Below are 21,308 nucleotides of genomic sequence, written 5' to 3'. Positions count from 1 at the left end.
AGAGGTTGGCGTGAAGAAGCTTTTTGACCGCCTGTTTGGCAGTCTGGTTTTCAAGATCGGGATCGCAATTGTTATTGTCGAAACCATCCTGCTTGGCCTCTTTGGCGGTTATTATGTTCAGTATTTCGGGGCAGAAATTGATCGGCGCATTGCCGAGCAGATAAGCGCACCCGGTCGCCTGATTCAGGATGAACAGCTCAAGATTTCCGTGATCAGCGACCCCAAGCAGCTTGAACTTCTTCTGGGTCCTCATCTTCGCGAAGCCATGGCAATCGGTTTTGACGGCACGATCTATCATGCGATGGACCCGATGCTGATCGGATCCGATATTGATTCCGTTCCCGATTTTCCGAAAGAACGGCTTTCTGCCGATCTGCGCAGTCAGGTGTTGTTCACCACCGATGATGCCGGTGGCCGCAACATGGTCAGCATTACCCCGCTGTTCAGCCTGAACGCCAATCAGCCTTTCATGTTTGCCTATTTCAAGGTTTCGACCGTCGGCCTCGAAGAAAGCCAGCGCCAGATGCAATCCGTGCTGCTGATCGGGTCGGTCCTGTGCATTCTGATGACGTCGGGGCTGATTTTCCTGTTCATGCAGCAAACCGTGTTACGCCGACTGATCACAGCCGCACAGTTCGTTTCCGAAATCCAGTTTGGCAAGCTCAGCGCCCGCCTGAAACCTGCCGGCCGAGACGAAATCGGCACATTGGAACGTGGCCTCAATACAATGGCTGAAAGTCTGGAACGACGCACCAATCAGCACCAGATCGCCCAGGAAGCCCTTCGCGACAGCGAGGAACGGTTCCGCGATTTCACCCTGTCATCTGCCGACTGGTACTGGGAAATGGGGCCGGACCTCAAGATCGCGTTTGCATCCTATAAATTCTATCAGCTGATTGAAGAACTGAACGGCTCGCCACAGGGTCAATCCTTTGACAAACTGGGCCTCAAGGCCGAAACCGATCATAGCTGGAACAGTCTGGTCAAACGGCTTGAAAGCCATCTGGCGTTTCAGAATTTTGAATTTTCCTGGATCTCGCGCGACGGACAAAAACATTTCGGACGCATCAATGGCGTGCCGGTTTTTGATCTGGATGGTTCGTTCAAGGGGTATCGCGGCACCGGCAGCGACGTAACCTCACAGCATCGCGCAACCGAAGAACAGCAGGCCCTGCAACGTCAGCTTGCCACATCACAAAAACTCGAAGCCGTCGGTCAGATGGCGGGTGGCGTGGCGCATGAATTCAATAACTGCCTTGCTGGCATTTTAAGCTTTGCCGAAGTTGCGCGCGCCAAAATTGACGATCCGGAACGGGTCAAGGAATACCTTGATCACGTGATCTCCCTTGGCGAACGCGCCACCAGTGTGGCCGATCAGCTTCTGATGTTCTCGCGCCGCCGTATTGATCAGCCCACCATCGTTCAGGTCGATACCGCGATTAGCGAAATGGAAAAGCTGCTCGTTACGCTACTGGAACACCGGATCGAACTGCAAATCTGGGCCAATGACGCGCCGCTTTACACACGCGTTGATCCAACACAGCTTTCGGCCTGCATCCTGAACCTTGCGATCAATGCCCGTGATGCGATGCCCGATGGCGGCACGTTGCAGATTTCCTGCTATGGTGCAACAGTTCCACCTGCCGATGAACGGTCCCCTGATGACGAAGATGACATCTTCCCAAAGGCCGCCGCAGGCGATTATGTCGTGGTAACAGTTCAGGATACTGGTACCGGCATTCCTGCGGATATTCTGGACAATATATTCGAACCCTTCTTCTCGACCAAGGAACCCGGCAAGGGCACAGGGCTTGGCCTGTCGATCGTCCATAGCTGGGTCGAAGAATCCAGTGGCTTTATTGATGTCGAAAGCGTCGAGGGCGAAGGTACGACTTTCTCGATCTATCTGCCGCGCTCCGAAGCCGGCAAGGTCAAGGCATCTGCCCTGCAGGAAATCGACTATTTTCCCGGTAATGGCGAACGGGTCCTGATTGTCGATGATGAACAATCACTGCGCACGACCGCCAAGATCATTCTTGAAGATGCCGGCTTTGACGCCATAGTCGCACGCAGTGCCGAGGAAGCCCTGCAGATCATCACCGAATCACAAAAGACCGACCGGATTGACGTTATTCTGACCGATGTGGTGATGACGGGGCTAAGTGGGCCGCAACTTGCCATCGAGGCACAGCGTCAATACCCCGATCTGGCCGTGGTCTTCATGTCTGGCTATCCGGCACGAACGCGCAGGGAAATGGAAAAGATGCTGGGCGATTATATCTTCGTCAAAAAACCGTTCCGACCCGCCCAGTTGCAAAAAGCCATCCACGAGGCTCTTGCCCACAAAACCGAACGCCAGCGGCTTTAGGGCATCATCAGCCGATTCGTCCAAACATCGTGGCGGTTGCGCGATCCCGTGGTGCCACGCTGTCACAGCACATCCAAAAATTTATTTTCCAAGGGAAGCATAAACCCTTGATTTGACATCGTTCACAAAAAAGTAATCGCTGTTTGATGCCATGCTGTGACAGCTGTCACTTTAAAAGTGTTAACCGAAGCCTAATCTGAGAGTCAGAAGCCGTGATATCGCCAATGCGCAGTTATCACATCTTCACGGAATTTGGGACGAGGATACAATGATCGGATCAGCAGGTTCAGGACTTAGCTCTGCCGCACAGGCCGTAAATGACGCGATCACACCGGGCGGTGGTAAAGATGGCGTATCCGCACCGCTTGCCGCAGCAACGTCTTCGATCCAGAAGGCGCAAGGCCTTGCACAGGTTATAGGCTCTATCGTCACGGAACATCAGCCGCTTGAAACCAGCGGCGCACGCGGTACCCGCGTCAATCTTCTAACGTGATTTTTCCCTCTCGTTAGCTTCCTCGGGGTGGTTTCGACCACCCCTTTTTCTGCGTGGCTTCCGGATGTATCCTGTCTGTATGCAGAAACCATCCGGACCCCGTGAAAAAATCATTCCCGAAGGCGATGACCGCGAACGGTTAAGCTGCCCCGATTGCGGTTACATCCGTTACGACAATCCCAAGATCATCGTCGGTGTCGTCGCAACCTGGGAAGACCGCTATCTGATGTGCCGCCGCGCGATCAATCCGCGCAAGGGCTTCTGGACGCTGCCCGCCGGTTTCATGGAAATCGGTGAAACCTCTGCCACCGGTGCAGCACGCGAAGCCTATGAAGAAGCCCGCGCCGATCTTTCGCTTGATCGTTTGCTCTGCCTTTATGACCTGCCCCATATCAGCCAGTTACAATTGCTCTATCGCGCAACCCTGAACAGTCCCGATATTTCCTGCGGCCCGGAAAGTCTTGATGTCGGCCTGTTTCGCTGGGCCGATATCCCGTGGGATAACATCGCCTTTCCAACCGTCCATTGGGCCCTGCATCATCATCGTGACGCCATCGGGCAGGATGTCTTTCCGCCATTTGGCAACCCACCCGGCGCATCGGCCCGAATGGGAAGCGATGGCAATTGATGCCCCCGCAACTTCATGACAAAACCCGTTGACCGTGCTAATCTTTTTGCGATTTCAGAACGGATGAACTCATGGCAACCAACCGGATCGGCAGCAGTACCACACAAACGGGCCTTCACGATGCCCGCTCCATGCCGCAAGGCGTGCCTTCGGGCGTGCGCGGCCGTGTTGCCGCCAACACTGATCAGCCATCATCCGACAGCTTTATCGCCGCCCAGCTTGCCCGTCTGCGAAATCTGATCGCAGCCGATCAGATTGACCACAATGCGCGGCGCGGGACTTATCTGAACATTGTCCTCTGATCCCGCTTATCCGGATCAAGCCTGTTATACAGGATTTCCAAAAACCCGGATGTAACGTTCAACCTGCGTGGGGTCGCCTGAAATCTTTTCCGGATTGTCTGAAAGCTTGACCGCCGGTTGCCCGTTGGCACTTGTCACCTTGCAAACCAGCGACATGGGTTCAAGCCCCTGTTCGCCCGCCGGATCACAACCGCGAAAATCATTGGTCAGGTTCGTACCCCAGCCAAAACTCATCCGGACCCGGCCATGGAAATGCAGATAGGTTTCGATGATCGCATCAATGTCGAGATTGTCGGAAAAGACCAGAAGCTTCTCGCGCGGGTCCTTGCCATGCTCTTCCCACCACCGGATGATCTGCTCACCACCTTCAATCGGTGGCGCACTGTCGGGGCGAAAGCCGGTCCAGTCCGCCAGCCAGTCCGGCGCACCTTTAAGAAATGCCGCCGTTCCATATGTATCGGGCAACGCGATCAAAAGATTGCCGCTATAATGCTGGCGCCATTGCTCAAGCACGCGATAAGGCGACGCAGCAAGTTCTTCATCGTTTTTGGAAATTGCCGCCTCGACCATCGGCAATTCGTGAGCGTTGGTGCCGATGGCTTCGATATCCGCCGTCATCGCCAGTAACACATTCGATGTACCGATAAACCGGCTGCCAATTCCTTCTTTCAGAGCCTCGACACACCAGCGCTGCCATAAAAAGCCATGCCGCCGCCGGGTGCCGAAATCAGCCAGAACAAGATCGGGCAAATCGCGAAGCCGTTCGACCTTTTCCCAAAGCTTGGCCTTGGCGCGCGCATACAACACATCGAGTTCAAACCGCCCGCGATTGCGCAATACAGCACGCGACCTTAATTCGGTAATGATCGCTAATGCCGGTGTTTCCCACATTGAGCTATGCGTCCATGGCCCGGAAAAATGCAGTTCAAACTGTCCGTCAATCTTGCGCAATTCATATTCCGGCAACTCGAAATCGCCCAGCCAGCTGATGAATTCCGGCTTGAACATATGGCTCCGCCCGTAGAACGTCGCCCCGGCCAGCCAGATCAGTTCCTGTCGCGTAAAACGCAAGCTTCGCGCATGATCAAGCTGCGCACGTAATTCGCCTTCATTGATGATATCGCCAAGCCTTATGTGATGGCTGCGATTGATCAGCGAAAAGGTAACCTCCACATCCGGATGTTCCTGCCAGATCGCCTGCAACATCAGAAGCTTGTAAAAATCCGTGTCCAGAAGACTGCGGATAATCGGATCAAGCTTGAAATTGTGGTTATAGGTCCGTGTGGCAATGTCGGTAACGGTCATGAACCACCTGTCAGATTGGCTGGGATGTTCGCTTTGACATAAGTATCAATGCCACCAGGCGAAAGCGCCACCCCGCAAACATTCCGACCGGCAAAAAAGAAGCCCCGTACAGAGTACGGGGCCAGTTTGTTTGTCCGGGTGTGTGGACAAGGGAGCTTGCGCAAAAGCGTGAAAAGGGTTCACGCAGTTGCCTGGTTTTCGCTCATCGAGCGAATGGGGTTTTCCAGCTTGTCGACGATTTCTTTCGGCACGATCTGCCAGAAATTGCCGCGTTCGCGATCCCAATTGTCAAGGATGGTGCGCGCGAAACCGCTGTCGGTTTCTGCAACATGCTCTTCAATCAGCGAACGACAGACTTCGTCCCAATGCTGGGTTTCAATACGCTGGTACAGGATGGAGCCATCATTGACGACATCCCCAAAGGTGCCTTCAACGTCATAGATGAATGCCATGCCACCGGTCATGCCGGCACCAAAGTTCTCACCGACCGAGCCAAGGATCACAGCCGTACCGCCGGTCATGTATTCACAACCGTTCGAGCCACATCCTTCGACCACAACCGTCGCGCCCGAGTTACGAACGCAGAAACGTTCCCCGGCCTGACCGGCAGCAAACAGCTTACCGGCCGTCGCACCATAAAGGATGGTGTTACCGATAATCGTGTTTTCGTTGGTCTTGAGCGGGCTTGACGGTCGCGGGCGCAAGACGATGGTACCGCCCGAAAGACCCTTGCCGACATAGTCGTTGGCATCGCCCTGAACTTCGATTTTCAGACCCTGAACCGCAAACGCGCCCAGTGACTGACCCGCAGAACCACGCAAACGCACATGCAGATGGCCCGGTTTCAGACCGGTCATGCCATATTTCTGCGTGATCAGTGACGAAATACGCGTCCCGATCGCACGCTGCGTGTTCTGGATGTTGTATTGCAGTTGCATCTTTTCGCCGTCTTCAAGCAATGCACGTGCATCCTTGATCATCTGGGCGTCAAGCGTATCGGGCACTTCGTTACGGCCGACAGTCGTGCAGTAACGTTTGTGATCACCGGCATCAGCCTGTGCAAGCAGCGGGTTCAAATCAAGGTCAACAAGGTCCTTCGCGCCGCGATGAACCTGCTGCAGCAGATCCGAACGGCCGATGATTTCCTGCAGATTGTCATAGCCAAGCTCGGCCAGGATATCCTTGACCTCTTCGGCCATGAAGGTGAACAGGTTGACCAGCTTGTCCGCGGTACCGACGAACTTGGCACGCAATGCCGGGTCCTGGGTACAAACGCCAACCGGGCAGGTGTTCGAATGGCACTGACGCACCATGATACAGCCAAGCGCGATCAGGGATGCGGTACCAATACCAAATTCTTCCGCACCCAGCATCGCACCGATCACCACGTCGCGGCCGGTTTTGAAACCGCCATCGACGCGCAGTTTCACCTTGCTGCGCAGGTTGTTCAGCGTCAGGACCTGATTGACTTCCGAAAGGCCCATTTCCCACGGAATACCGGCATATTTGATCGAGGTCTGCGGGCTGGCACCGGTACCACCGTCATACCCCGAAATCAGGATGACGTCGGCCTTTGCCTTTGCCACACCGGCTGCAATCGTGCCCACACCAGAACGCGACACCAGCTTGACGCAAACGCGGCAACGCGGGTTGATCTGCTTCAGGTCATAGATCAGCTGTGCCAGATCTTCGATCGAATAAATGTCGTGGTGCGGCGGCGGCGAAATCAGGGTCACACCCGGCGTCGCATGACGCAGCTGTGCGATTTCCACCGTGACCTTGAAGCCCGGAAGCTGACCACCTTCGCCCGGTTTTGCACCCTGGGCGACCTTGATCTGAATTTCTTCGCAGTTGTTCAGATATTCGGCAGTTACACCGAAACGACCCGATGCCACCTGCTTGATGGACGAACGCGCATTGTCCCCGTTCGAACGCGGACGGAAACGTTCACGCGATTCCCCGCCCTCGCCAGAGTTCGATTTCGCACCGATGCGGTTCATCGCAATCGCCAGTGCCTCGTGCGCCTCGGTCGAAAGCGCACCGTGGGACATGCCCGGTGTTACGAACCGTTTGCGGATTTCGGTGATGCTTTCAACCTGTTCCTGACGAACCGGTTTACGGTCGGAACGGAAGTCAAGCAGATCACGAAGATGAAGCGGCTCACGCGAACGAAGCCCTTCCGAAAACTTGCGGAAGGTATTGTACGAACCCGTGGTAACGGATGACTGCAACGTGTGGATCAGCGGGCCGGTCCAGACATGGCGTTCACCCGAACGACGATATTTGTAAAGACCACCGACCGGAAGGGTCACGACATTGCCGTTAAACGCTTCCTTGTGCTGGGCAATGCATCGGCGCTGGATACCCTGAAGACCAATACCCGAAATGCGCGACGGCATGCCGGGGAAGAATTCCGCCACCAGCGACCGCGACAGGCCGATACTTTCAAAGTTATAGCCGCCGCGATAAGAACTGATGATCGAAATGCCCATCTTCGACATGATCTTGAGCAGGCCGGCATCAATCGCCGCCTTGAAACGCTGCATGACTTCGGCGGTGCTGCCGACATTCGGGAACAACCCACGCGCATAACGGTCCAGAAGACCTTCCTGCGCCAGATAGGCGTTCACCGTCGTTGCACCCACACCGATCAGAACCGCAAAGTAATGCACATCCATGCATTCCGCCGACCGCACGTTAAGCGAGATGTAGGTACGCAGCGACGTCTTCACGAGATAACTGTGCACGCCACCCGTTGCCAGAACCATCGGAATTGCAGCACGTTCTGTCGTGATGCCTTCATCGGTCAGGATGATATGAAGCGCGCCACCACGAACGGCTTCTTCGGCTTCGCGCTGGATGCGGGTAATCGCATCGCGCAGTGCTGACGGGCCGCCATTGATGTCAAACGTGGTGTCGATTTCGACCGCCGTTTCACCCATATAACCGCGCATCGCGTCATATTCGGCATTGGTCAGAACCGGGCTTTCAAGCTGAAGCAGGTCACACTGGCTTTCATCCTCGTCAAGAATGTTGCCAAGGTTGCCAAGTCGCGTTTTCAGGCTCATAACGCGGGCTTCGCGCAAAGAGTCAATCGGCGGGTTGGTCACCTGCGAGAAGTTCTGACGGAAGAAATGATGCAGACCGCGATACCGATCCGACAGGATCGCAAGCGGGGTGTCATCCCCCATCGAGCCAATGGCTTCCTTGCCGTCCTCACCCATCGGGTGCAGGATCAGTTCAAGGTCTTCATGCGTAAGACCCATCGCCTTCTGCAGACGCAGAAGCGCTTCCTTGCCAAGGCGTGCCGGTTCGGTATGTTCCGGCGAAATCAGGTCATCAAGCACCTTGGTGCGGCCAACCCATTTCGACCAGTCACGACGGTTCGCGAGCTTGTCCTTAAGCTCGCTGTCATGGTACAGCTTGCCTTCTTCAAGGTTGATGGCAATCATCTGCCCCGGGCCAAGCCGCCCTTTTTCAAGGCAGCTTTCCTCGTCGATATGCACCATGCCTGCTTCGGAACCGGCAATCAGAAGGCCGTTACCCGTGACGGCATAACGCAGCGGACGAAGACCGTTACGGTCCGTACCACCCATCAGCCACTTGCCACCATAAGCTGCCAGTGCCGCCGGGCCATCCCACGGTTCCATCACCGCGTTGCAATAGGCATAAAGGTTTTTATAGCTGTCCGGCGTCGATGCCTTTTTCGACCATGCTTCGGGCACCATCATGGTTTTCACCATCGGCAGGTCACGACCGGCACGCACCATCAGTTCGAACACGGCATCAAGGGCGGCCGAGTCCGATGATCCCGGCTGAATAACCGGCTTCAGGTCTTCGATGGTGTCGGAAAATGCCTCGTGCGCCATGCGGGCTTCGTGGCTTTTCATCCAGTTGACGTTACCGCGCAGCGTGTTGATCTCGCCGTTATGGGCCAGAACGCGGAACGGCTGCGCCAACGGCCAGCTCGGGAAGGTGTTGGTCGAATAACGCTGGTGATAGACGCAGAAGTTCGAAACGAACCGCTCATCACGCAAATCCGGATAGAAGATGTCGACCTGCTCGGCAAGAAACATGCCCTTGTAGATGATCGAACGGCACGACATCGAACAGATATAGAAATCCTTGATCGCTTCGGACAGGACCGCTTTCTCTACGCGACGACGGATAGTGTAAAGATCGACCTCGAACTGGTCTTCATCAACGTCATCACGCGCACCGATCAGAACCTGCTCGATTTCAGGCCGCGTCTGGTTAGCTTTTTCACCAATAACCGAAACATCAACCGGAACCTGACGCCAGCCAAGAATACCGTAACCCTGTTTCAGGATTTCGGTTTCAACGATGGCACGGCACCGTTCCTGTGCCGACATGTCGATACGCGGCAGGAATACCTGACCAACCGCAATCAGGCTTTCCGGGGCTTCCTGGTTGATAACCTTCAGGTACGCCTTGAAGAAATCCTGCGGGATCTGCAGGTGAATGCCCGCGCCATCGCCGGTTTTACCGTCGGCATCAACCGCACCGCGGTGCCAGATGGCTTTCAGCGCCTCGATACCGGCTTCGACAACCTCGCGACGCGGCTTGCCATCAATCGCACCGACAAGACCCACGCCACAGTTGGCGTGTTCTTCGGCCGGGTCATACATGCCGTTCGCCGACAGATGTTCGGCATTCTTTTCAAAACGGGCGATCTCTTGCGCGCCACGGTCATGAATAATCTTGTTCATAACTCTCTCTCCTAATGCGGCAGCGGGCTTAAGCAGCAGCTTCTTTGCGCGCCAGCAGATATTCATCGATCCGGTCAGCCGCATCGCGACCGTCACGGATGGCCCAGACCACCAGCGACGCACCGCGCGCAATATCACCGGCGGCAAAAACGCCATCCAGATTGGTCATCATCGAGCGGAAATCGATTTTAACCGTGCCCCAGCGTGACACACCCAGTTCCGGTGCCTCGAACATGGTCGGCAGGTCTTCCGGCTCGAAACCAAGGGCCAAGATGACCATGTCGGCATCCATGGTGTAGTTCGAACCTTCGATCAGTTCCGGGCTCTGGCGGCCACCGGCATCCGGGGCGCCAAGGCGCATCTTGACCGCGCGCACACCGGTAACCTTGTCGTCGCCAACAAAGGCTTCCGGGTTGGTCAGCCAGACAAACTCAACGCCTTCTTCCTCGGCATTGGCCACTTCGCGCTGTGAGCCCGGCATGTTGGCACGGTCACGGCGATAAAGGCATTTGACCGACTTCGCACCCTGACGGATTGCGGTACGGACACAGTCCATGGCCGTATCGCCGCCGCCAATAACGACAACGTTCTTGTCTTTGGCGTTCAGCGTGCCGTCGTCATAGGCCGCAACCGTATCGCCAAGACCGATGCGGTTCGATGTGGTCAGATATTCCAGTGCCGGATAGATATTGCCAAGACCAACACCCGGCAGCTTCAGATCGCGGGACTTGTAAACGCCCGTTGCGATCAGAACGCTGTCATGTTTGCGGCGCAGTTCATCAAGCGTCGCATCACGGCCAACCTCGAATTCGGTGTGCATGACGACACCGCCTTCTTCAAGCAGCTTCACCCGGCGTTCAACGATATGTTTTTCAAGCTTGAAGCCCGGAATCCCATAAACCAGCAATCCGCCCATGCGGTCATAGCGGTCATAGATATGGACTTCATATCCTTTAAGGCGCAGCTGTTCGGCCGCTGCCATGCCTGCGGGACCACCACCGATGATCCCGACTGACATACCGTTTTCCTGCATCGGCTTGGGCGCCTTGACCCAGCCATTCGCAAAGGCGGTATCGGTAATGTATTTCTCGACAGAGCCAATCGTGACAGCGCCATGCGTTGACTGTTCGATCACGCAATTGCCTTCACACAGACGGTCCTGCGGGCAGATGCGACCGGTCACTTCGGGCATGTTGTTGGTTGCCGCCGAAATGGCATAGGCTTCTTCCATGCGACCTTCGGTCGTCAGGCGCAGCCAGTCCGGGATGTTATTATACAAAGGACAATGGGCCTGACAGAACGGCACACCACATTGCGAGCAGCGCGCAGACTGATCGGCCGCAGCTTCTGTCTCGAAACCTTCGTAAATTTCATTGAAGTCCGTGCGACGCTCGGATGCTTCTCTCTTGTGCGGATATTTTTGTTCAAGATGAACAAACTTCAGCATCTTTTCTGTCATAGCAGCCCTCTAAAAGGGTTTTATGTTGCGGGTTGGCTTTTGTATACGCGCCGGTTTTGCAAGAATCCAGCACAAAATGCATGATAGGTCAATATTACTGACCATTATATCCCCAAATAAAATCAGGATATCGGGAATTTCGGGTTTTAAAGCGCTGAAAGAAAGTTTCATTAGTACCATTTTGGTACTATTAATGCATTTCGCCTGTTCGCGCTAAGCTGCTATAAGCGGGGAGTTTTTGCCGATAACAGCGATCGAGGCCGGGGTGACGTTACAACATATAATTCTTCTGGCAGTCATCCAGGGGATCACGGAATTCCTCCCCATCAGTTCATCAGGTCACCTGATCCTGACCCCCGCCCTGACTGGTGCTGCAGATCAGGGTTTGTTGGTAGATGTTGCCGTTCATGTCGGCACACTGGCCGCTGTAATGATCTATTTCTGGCGCGATGTTTTCGCGATGATCGGCGGATTCTTCGTGCTTTTGTCCGGCCGGATCAATCCCGGTGCCCGACTCGCCCTGCACATCATTTTCGCCACCATCCCGGTGGTCGCGGTCGGCTTCTATTTCAAAGTCTCGGGCATCGAGGAACAACTGCGCTCGGTCGAAATCATTGCCTGGACCACGCTTGTCTTTGGCATTGTCCTTTGGATTGCCGACAAGATCGGCATGACGATCAACCGGCTTGAACATATGCGCTGGGGCGGGGCGCTGTTCATCGGCCTCGCACAGGTCGTTGCCCTTGTTCCCGGCACCAGCCGTTCGGGCATCACCATGACTGCGGCACGCCTGATGGGCTATGAACGTGCTGATGCCGCACAGTTTTCGATGCTGCTGTCGATCCCGGTCATTCTGGGCGCTGGCCTTCTGGCCGGTATCGATCTGCAACAATCGGGTGACATGGCCTTGACCATGGATGTCCTGCTGGCTGCCGGCCTCTCCTTCATCACCGCCCTGATCGCCATCGCCATGCTCATGAGCTGGCTTAAACGGTCAACCTTCACGCCGTTTGCGATTTACCGCATTCTTCTGGGCGGTGGCTTGCTGGTGTGGATTTATGGCTATGGCGGCGGCCCGATCCTGTTCCTCGGGTAATCCTGCCGTCACAATAGCCTGCCATTGCGCAACTGACCAACCAAATGGCCAAGTGATCGACCATGCCTGCCCGAATGTTTCTTCGCCCGATTGATCCTGTTGCTGACGGTGCGGCTCTCCACGCCATTTTTGGTGATCCGGAATGCTGCACATGGCTTCCCGAACCGGCCTTTGCATCGGTCGCGGATACCATCGCAAAGCTCAAACACTGGAACAGCGGCTTTGAAAAGACGTCATGGGCGGTTGCCGCGTCGCCGGATGGCCCGGCCCTTGGCCGCATCGCCCTTTATGATACCGGCGATGACCCAAACGTGTGGGAAGCCGCCTGTATGATTTCCCCTGTGGCACGCGGGCAAAACCTCGCCGCACGGGCCTTGTCCCATGCCATTGGGTATCTGTTTGAAACCACGACCGCGCGCCGCATCTTTGCCGATATCGATCCGGACAATATTGCATCGATCCGGGTATTCGAAAAACTGGGCTTTACCCGCGAAGGTCAGCTTCGTGGTACCTGGAACACGCATATCGGCATTCGTGATTCGGTGATCTACGGGTTGATGAAAACAGACCCACAACCCGATATCGGCCCGGCCCCCGTCGTGATGATATGAATCCGGTCCGACAACACGACCGGAAGGCATTAATCCTGCCAGATCGGCCCGCCCGAAAGGACGATTTGCGCACGCGCCGGATCTTCCGGCGCATAACCGCTATCGTCGACAAAACGCATCAGGAACGGCTCGTGCGACATTAAAAAGTCAATCGCACCCAATTGGACTTCATTGCTGGTGATCCCGGCTTTCAGGTCATCAAGCCCCATACCGGTCTGGGCAAAAAGCCCTTCAAGCAACTCGTCATCGCCCGCAATATGGGCAATTGCCCGGATGGCCAGAGTTTCAGCCGCTTCCTTGTTCATCGTCCCCTCATCCTTTATCGCTACACCTCGCCGTTTGCCGACGGGGCTAGCTGAACCACTTTGCCTTGGCCAGAGCACGCCAGACAACCAGCCCGGCAATCACGATCAGAATGCCGCCGATCATGCCGAAATTCTGCCCCAGCAACACGACGAGTCCCCAGAATCCGATGGTGCCAAACCCGACCGCAAGGGCCAGAAATGCCGATTTCGTAAGACTGTCCTGATTCTTCTGGGCGGCTTCGGCGCGTTTAAGCTCGTCAACAATCTCGTACCAGGCGATCTGTTGCCAGCGTGAATATTTAAGCCCCTTGCGCGGGCCCTTGCGCAGAAACTCGTCAAGCTGCTTGACGATATTGGCCGCACGTTCCTCGGGCACGACATATTTGCCGAACCGCTCTTTCTTGCGCGGGCCTTCGTCTTCACTATCGATATCGTTCACCCAACCACTCCGAAAGCTGCCCGTTTTCGGGCCATGCCATTGGTCATAAGCGTTTCTGATTTATATCCGGTAAATCCGGCAATGCTGTGAGAACCATCACGCAGCACTTTCTGTCCCGCAAAAAATTGCAGAAAACAGATAATCTCAGATGCCAAAAGAAAGAGTGGAAGTGTTCTGGCACGTTAAAACGCGCGCCCTCCCAGACCGCATCTGCGGTCCGAGACGCGCATCGTTATTTGCTTCAGGCAACAACCAGTGCACTGACAGCAATCACGCCGAATACAAAAAGATGGATCATCATTTGCTCCTGTCGCAAGGGGACATCGGTCCCGGTCAAACGCACGCATGTTGCGTTTGTTCCTGATAACTAGTTTGCAAAGCAGGTTATTTGATGGCGCATGTCCCCCGGACGAACGGGGCAATCTTACAATCAGATGTAAATGGTGCGGGCGGCCGGACTTGAACCGGCAAGGTCTTTAAGGACCGGCGGATTTTAAGTCCGCTGCGTATACCAATTTCGCCACGCCCGCAAAGCGCTCACAAGGCTGGAGTTCCAACCGGCAGAACAGGGTTCTAGCGCGGCTTTAAAAACGGCGCAATACCGGAATGCCCGATTTTGCCAATCCCGGTAAGCCCGACATGGGTGGTACCTGCATAATAGCGAATGCGGCATTGCGACATAATTGCCTGTCTTTCACCACATTACCCCCATTTTTCCCCGGCAAGGTTGCAACGATCCCAAAGGAATCCAACAGGCGATCCGGTTGACCGTGAAGAGGCACAGGTACATTTCACTGGCTATTTCAGCATGTCTGGCGCTTGCCATGCTTGGCCTGTTGTTGCGCCACGAAATCATTCCCCATGCCAACGCCGAAGATGACGGCTCCAGCCGTCTTGACGCTCCGATCCTGCGAAGTGAGACAATCAACCGGTCGGCCAACCAGCAACGCCACCTCAATCGCCTCTATGACAAGATGGAAAAAGATCTCGTCGGAAGCACAATCGGGCCTCTTTTTCTCGATAATTCGATTCCTGCCCCGGCCCAGCCGCCAAATGCACTTGCGCTTGGCACCGGTGATGCAACAACCATCGAAACATTTGGCGGCCGGTCCGCTTTGGCATCAATTGCCAAGAAACTTGATTTCGATACGGCGAATGGCACCTTCCCGAATCAGGCACGCCGTCGGGCCACGCCCATCAACATGTGGGTCCATGGCAGCCAGACGAATATCGAGAATCGCATTGCCGATACCGGTTACAACCCGAACCTCAGCGGCGATGTCATCTCGATTGATACCGGGGTCGATTATCAGGTTGATGACAGCCTGATTATCGGACTTGGTGTCGGTTGGGGCAGCACGCTGAGCGAAGCCGCCGCAAGGCAGGTTTTATACCGGGAAAACAACGTTACATTTTCCCCCTATTTTGTATCGCGCATGACCGAATGGCTGAATATTCGCGGCAGCATCGGAATTGGCAGCAGCACCATCACCCAATCCGCACTCAATGGCGGTTCGGATGATCTCAGCTATGCCGAAAATCTCGACAGTTCTACATTGTCGAGCTCCATCGGCTTCGGCACGGAATATGATCTCGGCTTTCTACCCGTCACGCTCAGCCTCGACGGGGATATCATCACCGCCCGCGAGGAATTTGAAAGCGCACGCGCGGTCGACGGATCACTGGTGCCGGCACGCACGGCCTTGAACCAGATTTTCGATAGCACCGCCGAGGCACGCTATAACCTTGTTCTGGGCGATCATCGCCTTGTGCCCTTTGCTGGCCAGGATCAGGCTATCACCCTGATGAACCAGGGTTATGGTCGTTCAACCAATCGCCGCTACTTTGCCGGCACCGAATATGCCTATGACCCATGGCAGATCGGGGCATCCGTCGAAGGCTTCCGCGAATTTTCACCAAATTCCGATGCGGTCGAGGGTATAAGGTCGGAACTCAGTCTGCGTTCGGAATTGCCCTATGGCTACGGGGTCCTGAGCCCCTACGTGACAAGTGAAAATACCAGCACCTATTCGCAAATGGGGGGTGGCATCACCCATAACTGGGGTGGCATTCCCGGTCAGATAAGCCTCGAGGTACAGCGAAAACTGACCTTCGAAACCGAACACAACAATCTTTCTGGCCTGATGACGATCCATTTCGATTTCTGATGTTTTCCGCCCCTTGCTGATATCTTGTGGCTTGGCGTTACATCCCTGTCCGGTTAGGGTGCACAAAGAATTCGAAACCGCCAAGACCAGCAGGTTCACGCCATGACCCAATCCGATCGCGATGCGCCCGATACGCCCGACGCGACAGATACACTAACCCCGCCGGTGTTTGATCGCACCTTTCAAAAGCAGTTCATCGATCTGCTTTTGTGGCGTCGTGACGTGCGGCGTTTTCGCACCGACCCGATCCCCAGGGCCGATATTGATGACCTGATCAAGGAAGCCTGCCTTGCCCCGTCTGTCGGCAATTCTCAGCCATGGCGTTTTGTAAAGGTCAACGATCCCGACCGCCGCCAGGCCATCCGCGACAGTTTTGAACGCGCCAATCAGCAGGCGCTCAACGACTATCACGGCGAACGTGCCAGACTTTATGCGTCCCTGAAATTGCAGGGCATGGATCAGGCCCCCGTGCAGCTCGCCGTCTTCGCCGACGAGGAAACCGAGGCTGGCATGGGATTGGGCCGCAAAACCATGCCCGAAATGCTCGATTATTCTGCCGTCGCCGCCGTACAGCTTTTGTGGCTGGCCGCGCGCGTCAAGGGCATCGGGGTCGGCTGGGTCTCGATCCTTGAACCCGAAACCGTTCTCAAAGCGCTTGAAGTCCCATCACATTGGCGACTGATTGCCTATCTGTGCATCGGCTATCCTGAAGAAGACCACGTCGTTCCCGAACTCGTCCGCGAGGGCTGGCAGGATCGCATCAATCCCGCTGACCTGACGCTTGAACGCTAACCCAAATCCGATCATCAAAGGAAATCCCGATGACCGCCGATAAAGGCCAACCAACCAACCCCGAACAACCCGCAAAAAAAGGCCTGCCCAATGGTCATTACTTCAAGATCATGGGCTATCTTCTGACCGCGGCGTGGGTTGGTTACATTCTGGCAATTTCCGGGGGCGATACCACGCACCCGATGTTTGACTATATCTTTGTCGTGCCGCTGGCATTCTGGATCGGTGGCATGATCATCGCCAAAATACTGCGTTCGCGCAGTGGTGCGGACCGGCCCTGATCGCGGTTCGCTAGATGGCAAAAGGCGCTGAAATCATCAGCGCCTTTTTTATGATCCGTTCCGATCATCACGATGCTTTTTTCGTTCGTCGTCATAGCTGTCATTATCGGAAAACCCGCCCAAATTCATGATTCCGATGCCAAGGCTGATACCGCCAAACGTGATGAACAACCCGAAAAACAGCAGCATGATAAAGATCGGCGCATCACGTGATGCCATGGCAAGGCTGTAAATCCCGCCAATGTCAAAAAACAGCACCAAGGCACCAAATACCAGCGCACCGAACCCGCCATAGGCGGTATGTTCGATCATGAACTTGATAATGGAACGGGCTTCGCGCGCAGCCTTGCTGTTACGAATTTCATCCGTGTCGTTTGACTTGCCCGTCATGCTGGTTCCTCCAACGCGACATCATCGGATTGTCATAGCCGGAATTATAGCATCGCCAAAATGATCAATCGCAATCCACGCGTTACGAAACTGCGCCGCTATCCTCGATAACCTCGCGGCCCTGCTCTATGATCGCAGCCCGGATGCGCTCGGATGCCAGATCGACATCCTTGGCCTCTTCGCCCCGCACCACAAGCGTCGTGCCCAGTTTTCCCTCACGCAGGAACGGATAGGACCCGATATCGGTATCGGGGAAATCATGCTGGATTTCGCCCAGCACCTTGGCAATCGTGCCTTCGGGGATATATCCCCCGATGGACCGCGAAACCATTGGTCGCCCGCCGGTCAGCTGATGTTTGATCCCCTGGAACATCGCCTGCATGATCATCGGCACACCGGCCATGACATAGACATTTTCCATCCGGAAACCCGGTGCCTTGGATATCGGATTATCAATCAGCTCTGCCCCGACCGGAATATGCGCCATGCGAAGCCGCGCCTCGTTCAGATCAGCCGGATTTTCATAATGGCTTTTCAGCAATTCATGCGCTTGTGCATTCAGTTCAATCTCGACCCCGAAGGCCCGCGCAACACAGGGTGATGTAATATCATCATGGGTCGGACCAATGCCGCCGGTGGTAAAGACATAATCGAACTTTGCCCGGCACTCATTGACCGTTTCGATGATCGTGGTTTCGATGTCGGGAATCACCCGCGTCTCGGCCAACCGAATGCCAAGCTTGTTCAGTTCTTCCGCCAGATAGGGCAGGTTCTTGTCATGGGTTCGCCCCGAAAGGATTTCATTGCCGATAATGATCAGACAGGCCCGAACCGCTTCAGACATCACAACCCCGCAAATTTGAATTCTTCATTTGATACGACCGGCGGCACCAGCCGGATCGTCACAGAAAATCGCGCAACATTGCCACCAGCGGCACATCGGCTGGCGGCATCGGATAATCACCCAACCGGATCGGGCGCACCCATTTGACCTGCTGGCCTTCCATCGGGGTAATCTCCCCCTTCCAGACCCGGCACAGATAAAGCGGCATCATCAGATGGAAATCGTCATAGGTAAATGATGCAAAGGTAAAAGGTGCCAGACAGCTTTCGGTGATGTCGATACCAAGCTCTTCCTTAAGCTCGCGCACCAATGCCATTTCCGGCGTCTCGCCCGCCTCGACCTTGCCGCCCGGAAACTCCCACAGCCCCGCCATCGATTTGCCTTCGGGGCGCTGGGCGATCAACACGCGATGATCTGCATCCACCAGCGCAACCGCACTGACAAACACCGTTCTTTCCGGGATTTTCCCCTGCCGCAGGTCCACCGACATGCAGCCTCTATCTGGATTCTGAATGCTCATGCGATTGTTTTATCCTGCAAGTCTGCTTTCGCCAAGTGCCGCATTTGACCGAAATCGGCTCAACCCTTTTGCCCGTCCAGCAATCGCAAAATCATCGCACGATCTTCGCTTGAAACCGTCGTATTCCCCGGCAAATCTTCCCGACCGATCAGGTAATCGCGCACCGAAAATCCTTCATCATCAACCGCATTGGTCTTGGCCCCGGCCGCAATCAGCATCTTCACGACCGCAGCCTCCCCTGCCGCCGCGGCATAATGCAATGCTGTTCGTTCCCCATGGCGGGGATATTCCCATTTATCCGTGGCATTTGTCCGCGCCTGAACATCCGCCCCCTTGTCCAACAACCATCTTACCGCTGGGCTGTTGCCCTGCTGGGCAGCGGCCATCAAGGCGGTTTTGCCAAAATCATTGCGTGCCTCGATATCGGCGAGATAACCCTTCTGCGACAAAATATCGAGGATTTCCGTACTGTCGGATCGCATCACTGCAACATGCAATAACGGGTCAATACCCCCGTACGCCGCACATCGGGCAAACAGGTTTCCATCCTGCCCCGCACCGCGCGTTGCCATCGCCACGATATCCGCAACCGGGCGGTTTTCGATTAACATCACACGCATCGCATCAACCGGTACCGGCGTATCGCAATCGGCCCCATACACCACGGAAAACAGGGTATCGCGGGCGATTTTAACTGCCATATCCCGGCTTTCGCCGCGTGAAACCCAATAGGTAATCAACGCATCCTGCGCCGGTATCCGCGCGGCTTCAATCGCGTTGAAAACATCCCGGTTGGCGGGCGAAAGATACGACCAGACCTCGAACGGTTTACGCGATCCCGTGGGGGCAGACGGCAATTCATCAGGCTTTAGCATCGCCATCTCAAGATCGTGACTTTGCCCTGCCATATGCGCAAAACGTATCGTTCCGTTTTCCGGGGCAAACATATCCCCACTGGCCAGATAAGCCGCGTCAGCATAGGCATTCATCAGCGCGGTTGGATAGCCCGCAACCACCCCGCGCCCCCATTGGCACCCCGAACGCGGCATGAAATTGTCGCGATTGCCGCCCCATGTCGGTCGGGTTGCATCTAGAAGCCCCGGCTGTCGCTGCAAAATCGCACAGGGAATGGCGTAAAACGCGGAATCCGTATTCGCATAACCGCTGCTCGACGCCAGCGTGATCGTCGGCAACAGGCTTTCAATTGATCCGTCAAAGCTTTGCAAGTCCCCCAGCACACTGCGTTCCAGCTCGTCAGTCAACGGAATGACGTCTTCATTGACGCGGTCTTGCAAGGCAGCGATTTCACGATCACGTGCCGGGCTCTGGTCCTTAAACGCGTATAAAAACAACATCCGGTCCAGCAATCCGACACCGTCCGACCGGCCCTTAACCGCCTTTTCTGCGGCTTGCGGATTTTGTGTCATACCGGCAATCGCGGCTTCATAAGCCTCATTGTCATTGTCTGCGAATGCCGCAGATGAAAAGACGATCAGAACCGGCATCACAACCAGTGTTCTTGCCAAAGTCATCAAACCCGAACTGCGATGCACGTCTAACACCCTTGAAATGAAACAAATCCCGATGGCGGGCTTTCGCGTATAAGCTTTAAATCCAAATCGATAATATCTGTTTTACGGTGACAATGCGCGTACTCAAACTAACGGCAAATGCCCTGATCGCAGCCCTGTTTCTGGCGGCCTGCGACAAACTCGCCGCATTCAATCACCTGCAGGCAGGGGACTATCACCCGACTGTTGCCGACCTGCGATACGGCGATGATGAACGCCAGAAACTTGATCTCTATCTGCCGCCTGACCGCTCAAAACCGGCCCCCCTGATCGTCTGGTTTTATGGCGGATCGTGGGATTCGGGTGACAAGGCAAAATACGCCTTCGTCGCCAAACGCTTTACCGATATGGGCTACGCGGTGGCCATCCCCGATTACCGGCTGGTGCCCCAAATCCGTTTCCCCGAATTTATCGAAGACGGCGCCAGGGCACTCGCCTTCATGAAGCAGTACGGCAATCAACATCCCGACCGCATCACCACAATCCCGATGATATTGGCTGGTCATTCCGCCGGTGCCTATAACGCGGTTCAACTGGTGGCCGATCAGTCCTATCTGGCATCTGTGGGCATGTCGTCTAACGACATTGCAGGCATCATCGGGCTTTCCGGCCCTTATGATTTCTATCCCTACGATGTTAAGGCAACCCGGATTGCCTTTGGCGAAACCCCTGCTGCCCAAAGCCAGCCGGTCGAACAGGACCTGTCACACATGCCGCCGATGCTTCTGATCACGGGTACGCGTGATCATACGGTCTACCCCCGCAATTCCCGCCGCTTGGCGGAACTTGCCCCGGATGCAAAACTGATTGAAATCGACGACACCGGCCATGCCGGAACCCTGATTGCACTCGGCAGCATCCTGACAGAAAACCGGGCCGTGCTGAATCCCATTCTGGAATTTCTGGCCGCACGAAAGATGCAAACTGCGCCATTACTTTCGACACAGTAACAAGCGCATAAAACCCCGGTCATAAAACAAAACGCGCCGTTTAAAACGACGCGTTT

General features: G+C 55.3%; 19 protein-coding genes and 1 tRNA gene. 10 read left to right on the top strand and 10 right to left on the bottom strand.

Annotated elements, in window-relative coordinates:
* The first annotated feature begins 10 nt into the window (after positions 1 to 10).
* The 4 genes from AUP42_RS09650 to AUP42_RS09635 all read left to right on the top strand — a co-directional run bounded on the left by AUP42_RS09650 (position 11) and on the right by AUP42_RS09635 (position 3,791).
* Positions 11 to 2,368: an ATP-binding protein gene (locus AUP42_RS09650; protein WP_062951303.1), complete on the top strand. Its 2,358-nt coding sequence runs from the start codon at positions 11 to 13 to the stop codon at positions 2,366 to 2,368.
* Between the two features lie 268 nt (positions 2,369 to 2,636).
* Positions 2,637 to 2,861: a hypothetical protein gene (locus AUP42_RS09645; RefSeq protein WP_062951301.1), complete on the top strand. Its 225-nt coding sequence runs from the start codon at positions 2,637 to 2,639 to the stop codon at positions 2,859 to 2,861.
* A 79-nt stretch (positions 2,862 to 2,940) separates the two neighbouring features.
* Positions 2,941 to 3,489, top strand: coding sequence for an NUDIX hydrolase (locus AUP42_RS09640; RefSeq protein ID WP_231858218.1), 549 nt, complete (start codon positions 2,941 to 2,943; stop codon positions 3,487 to 3,489).
* Positions 3,490 to 3,560: 71 nt separating this feature from the next.
* Positions 3,561 to 3,791 carry a hypothetical protein gene (locus AUP42_RS09635; protein WP_062951299.1) on the top strand — a complete coding sequence of 77 codons (231 nt, stop codon included), beginning with the start codon at positions 3,561 to 3,563 and terminating at the stop codon, positions 3,789 to 3,791.
* A 24-nt stretch (positions 3,792 to 3,815) separates the two neighbouring features.
* On the opposite strand, the gene pncB is transcribed toward AUP42_RS09635, so the two are convergent.
* The 3 genes from pncB to AUP42_RS09620 form a co-directional block, all read right to left on the bottom strand.
* On the bottom strand, positions 3,816 to 5,096 hold the full coding sequence (gene pncB, locus AUP42_RS09630; protein WP_062951298.1) for a nicotinate phosphoribosyltransferase: 1,281 nt from the start codon (positions 5,094 to 5,096) through the stop codon (positions 3,816 to 3,818).
* 179 nt (positions 5,097 to 5,275) lie between these two features.
* Positions 5,276 to 9,826 carry a glutamate synthase large subunit gene (gene gltB / locus AUP42_RS09625; RefSeq protein WP_062951296.1) on the bottom strand — a complete coding sequence of 1,517 codons (4,551 nt, stop codon included), beginning with the start codon at positions 9,824 to 9,826 and terminating at the stop codon, positions 5,276 to 5,278.
* Positions 9,827 to 9,854: 28 nt separating this feature from the next.
* Entirely contained in the window at positions 9,855 to 11,285 is a 1,431-nt protein-coding gene (locus tag AUP42_RS09620) for an NAD(P)-dependent oxidoreductase (RefSeq protein WP_062951294.1), read from the bottom strand.
* Between the two features lie 265 nt (positions 11,286 to 11,550).
* Between AUP42_RS09620 and AUP42_RS09615 the strand changes: the two genes are divergently transcribed.
* Positions 11,551 to 12,381, top strand: coding sequence for an undecaprenyl-diphosphate phosphatase (locus AUP42_RS09615; RefSeq protein ID WP_062951405.1), 831 nt, complete (start codon positions 11,551 to 11,553; stop codon positions 12,379 to 12,381).
* Between the two features lie 62 nt (positions 12,382 to 12,443).
* The gene (locus AUP42_RS09610) at positions 12,444 to 12,992 is read left to right on the top strand and encodes a GNAT family N-acetyltransferase (RefSeq protein ID WP_231858217.1); all 549 of its coding nucleotides are present in this window, start codon (positions 12,444 to 12,446) and stop codon (positions 12,990 to 12,992) included.
* Positions 12,993 to 13,021: 29 nt separating this feature from the next.
* On the opposite strand, the gene AUP42_RS09605 is transcribed toward AUP42_RS09610, so the two are convergent.
* The 3 genes from AUP42_RS09605 to AUP42_RS09595 form a co-directional block, all read right to left on the bottom strand.
* Positions 13,022 to 13,297, bottom strand: coding sequence for a DUF3572 domain-containing protein (locus tag AUP42_RS09605; RefSeq protein WP_062951292.1), 276 nt, complete (start codon positions 13,295 to 13,297; stop codon positions 13,022 to 13,024).
* 46 nt (positions 13,298 to 13,343) lie between these two features.
* The gene (locus AUP42_RS09600) at positions 13,344 to 13,736 is read right to left on the bottom strand and encodes a hypothetical protein (protein ID WP_062951288.1); all 393 of its coding nucleotides are present in this window, start codon (positions 13,734 to 13,736) and stop codon (positions 13,344 to 13,346) included.
* A gap of 441 nt (positions 13,737 to 14,177) precedes the next feature.
* Positions 14,178 to 14,266, bottom strand: a tRNA-Leu gene (locus tag AUP42_RS09595).
* A gap of 240 nt (positions 14,267 to 14,506) precedes the next feature.
* On the opposite strand from AUP42_RS09595, the gene AUP42_RS09590 reads away from it, so the two are divergent.
* The 3 genes from AUP42_RS09590 (at position 14,507) to AUP42_RS09580 (ending at position 16,977) form a co-directional block, all read left to right on the top strand.
* On the top strand, positions 14,507 to 15,904 hold the full coding sequence (locus tag AUP42_RS09590; protein WP_231858216.1) for an autotransporter outer membrane beta-barrel domain-containing protein: 1,398 nt from the start codon (positions 14,507 to 14,509) through the stop codon (positions 15,902 to 15,904).
* 102 nt (positions 15,905 to 16,006) lie between these two features.
* Positions 16,007 to 16,696 (top strand): 5,6-dimethylbenzimidazole synthase, encoded by a 690-nt coding sequence (gene bluB, locus AUP42_RS09585; protein ID WP_062951287.1) that lies wholly within the window; start codon positions 16,007 to 16,009, stop codon positions 16,694 to 16,696.
* Positions 16,697 to 16,725: 29 nt separating this feature from the next.
* The gene (locus AUP42_RS09580; protein WP_062951286.1) at positions 16,726 to 16,977 is read left to right on the top strand and encodes a hypothetical protein; all 252 of its coding nucleotides are present in this window, start codon (positions 16,726 to 16,728) and stop codon (positions 16,975 to 16,977) included.
* A gap of 48 nt (positions 16,978 to 17,025) precedes the next feature.
* On the opposite strand, the gene AUP42_RS09575 is transcribed toward AUP42_RS09580, so the two are convergent.
* The 4 genes from AUP42_RS09575 to AUP42_RS09560 form a co-directional block, all read right to left on the bottom strand.
* A complete protein-coding gene (locus tag AUP42_RS09575; protein WP_062951285.1) occupies positions 17,026 to 17,367 on the bottom strand; it encodes a hypothetical protein in 342 nt (113 codons plus the stop codon).
* An 82-nt stretch (positions 17,368 to 17,449) separates the two neighbouring features.
* Complete coding sequence (locus tag AUP42_RS09570; RefSeq protein ID WP_062951284.1) at positions 17,450 to 18,211, bottom strand: competence/damage-inducible protein A; 762 nt, start codon at positions 18,209 to 18,211, stop codon at positions 17,450 to 17,452.
* A gap of 58 nt (positions 18,212 to 18,269) precedes the next feature.
* Positions 18,270 to 18,701 carry an 8-oxo-dGTP diphosphatase MutT gene (gene mutT / locus AUP42_RS09565; protein WP_062951283.1) on the bottom strand — a complete coding sequence of 144 codons (432 nt, stop codon included), beginning with the start codon at positions 18,699 to 18,701 and terminating at the stop codon, positions 18,270 to 18,272.
* An 89-nt stretch (positions 18,702 to 18,790) separates the two neighbouring features.
* The gene (locus AUP42_RS09560; protein WP_231858215.1) at positions 18,791 to 20,263 is read right to left on the bottom strand and encodes an ankyrin repeat domain-containing protein; all 1,473 of its coding nucleotides are present in this window, start codon (positions 20,261 to 20,263) and stop codon (positions 18,791 to 18,793) included.
* Between the two features lie 113 nt (positions 20,264 to 20,376).
* Between AUP42_RS09560 and AUP42_RS09555 the strand changes: the two genes are divergently transcribed.
* Complete coding sequence (locus tag AUP42_RS09555; protein ID WP_062951278.1) at positions 20,377 to 21,252, top strand: alpha/beta hydrolase; 876 nt, start codon at positions 20,377 to 20,379, stop codon at positions 21,250 to 21,252.
* The last annotated feature ends 56 nt before the right edge of the window (positions 21,253 to 21,308 follow it).

Origin of the sequence: Thalassospira lucentensis (genome assembly GCF_001613805.1) — a bacterium.
In the GTDB taxonomy this organism is placed as follows: domain Bacteria; phylum Pseudomonadota; class Alphaproteobacteria; order Rhodospirillales; family Thalassospiraceae; genus Thalassospira; species Thalassospira lucentensis_A.
This window is presented reverse-complemented; position numbering and strand designations above follow the sequence as displayed.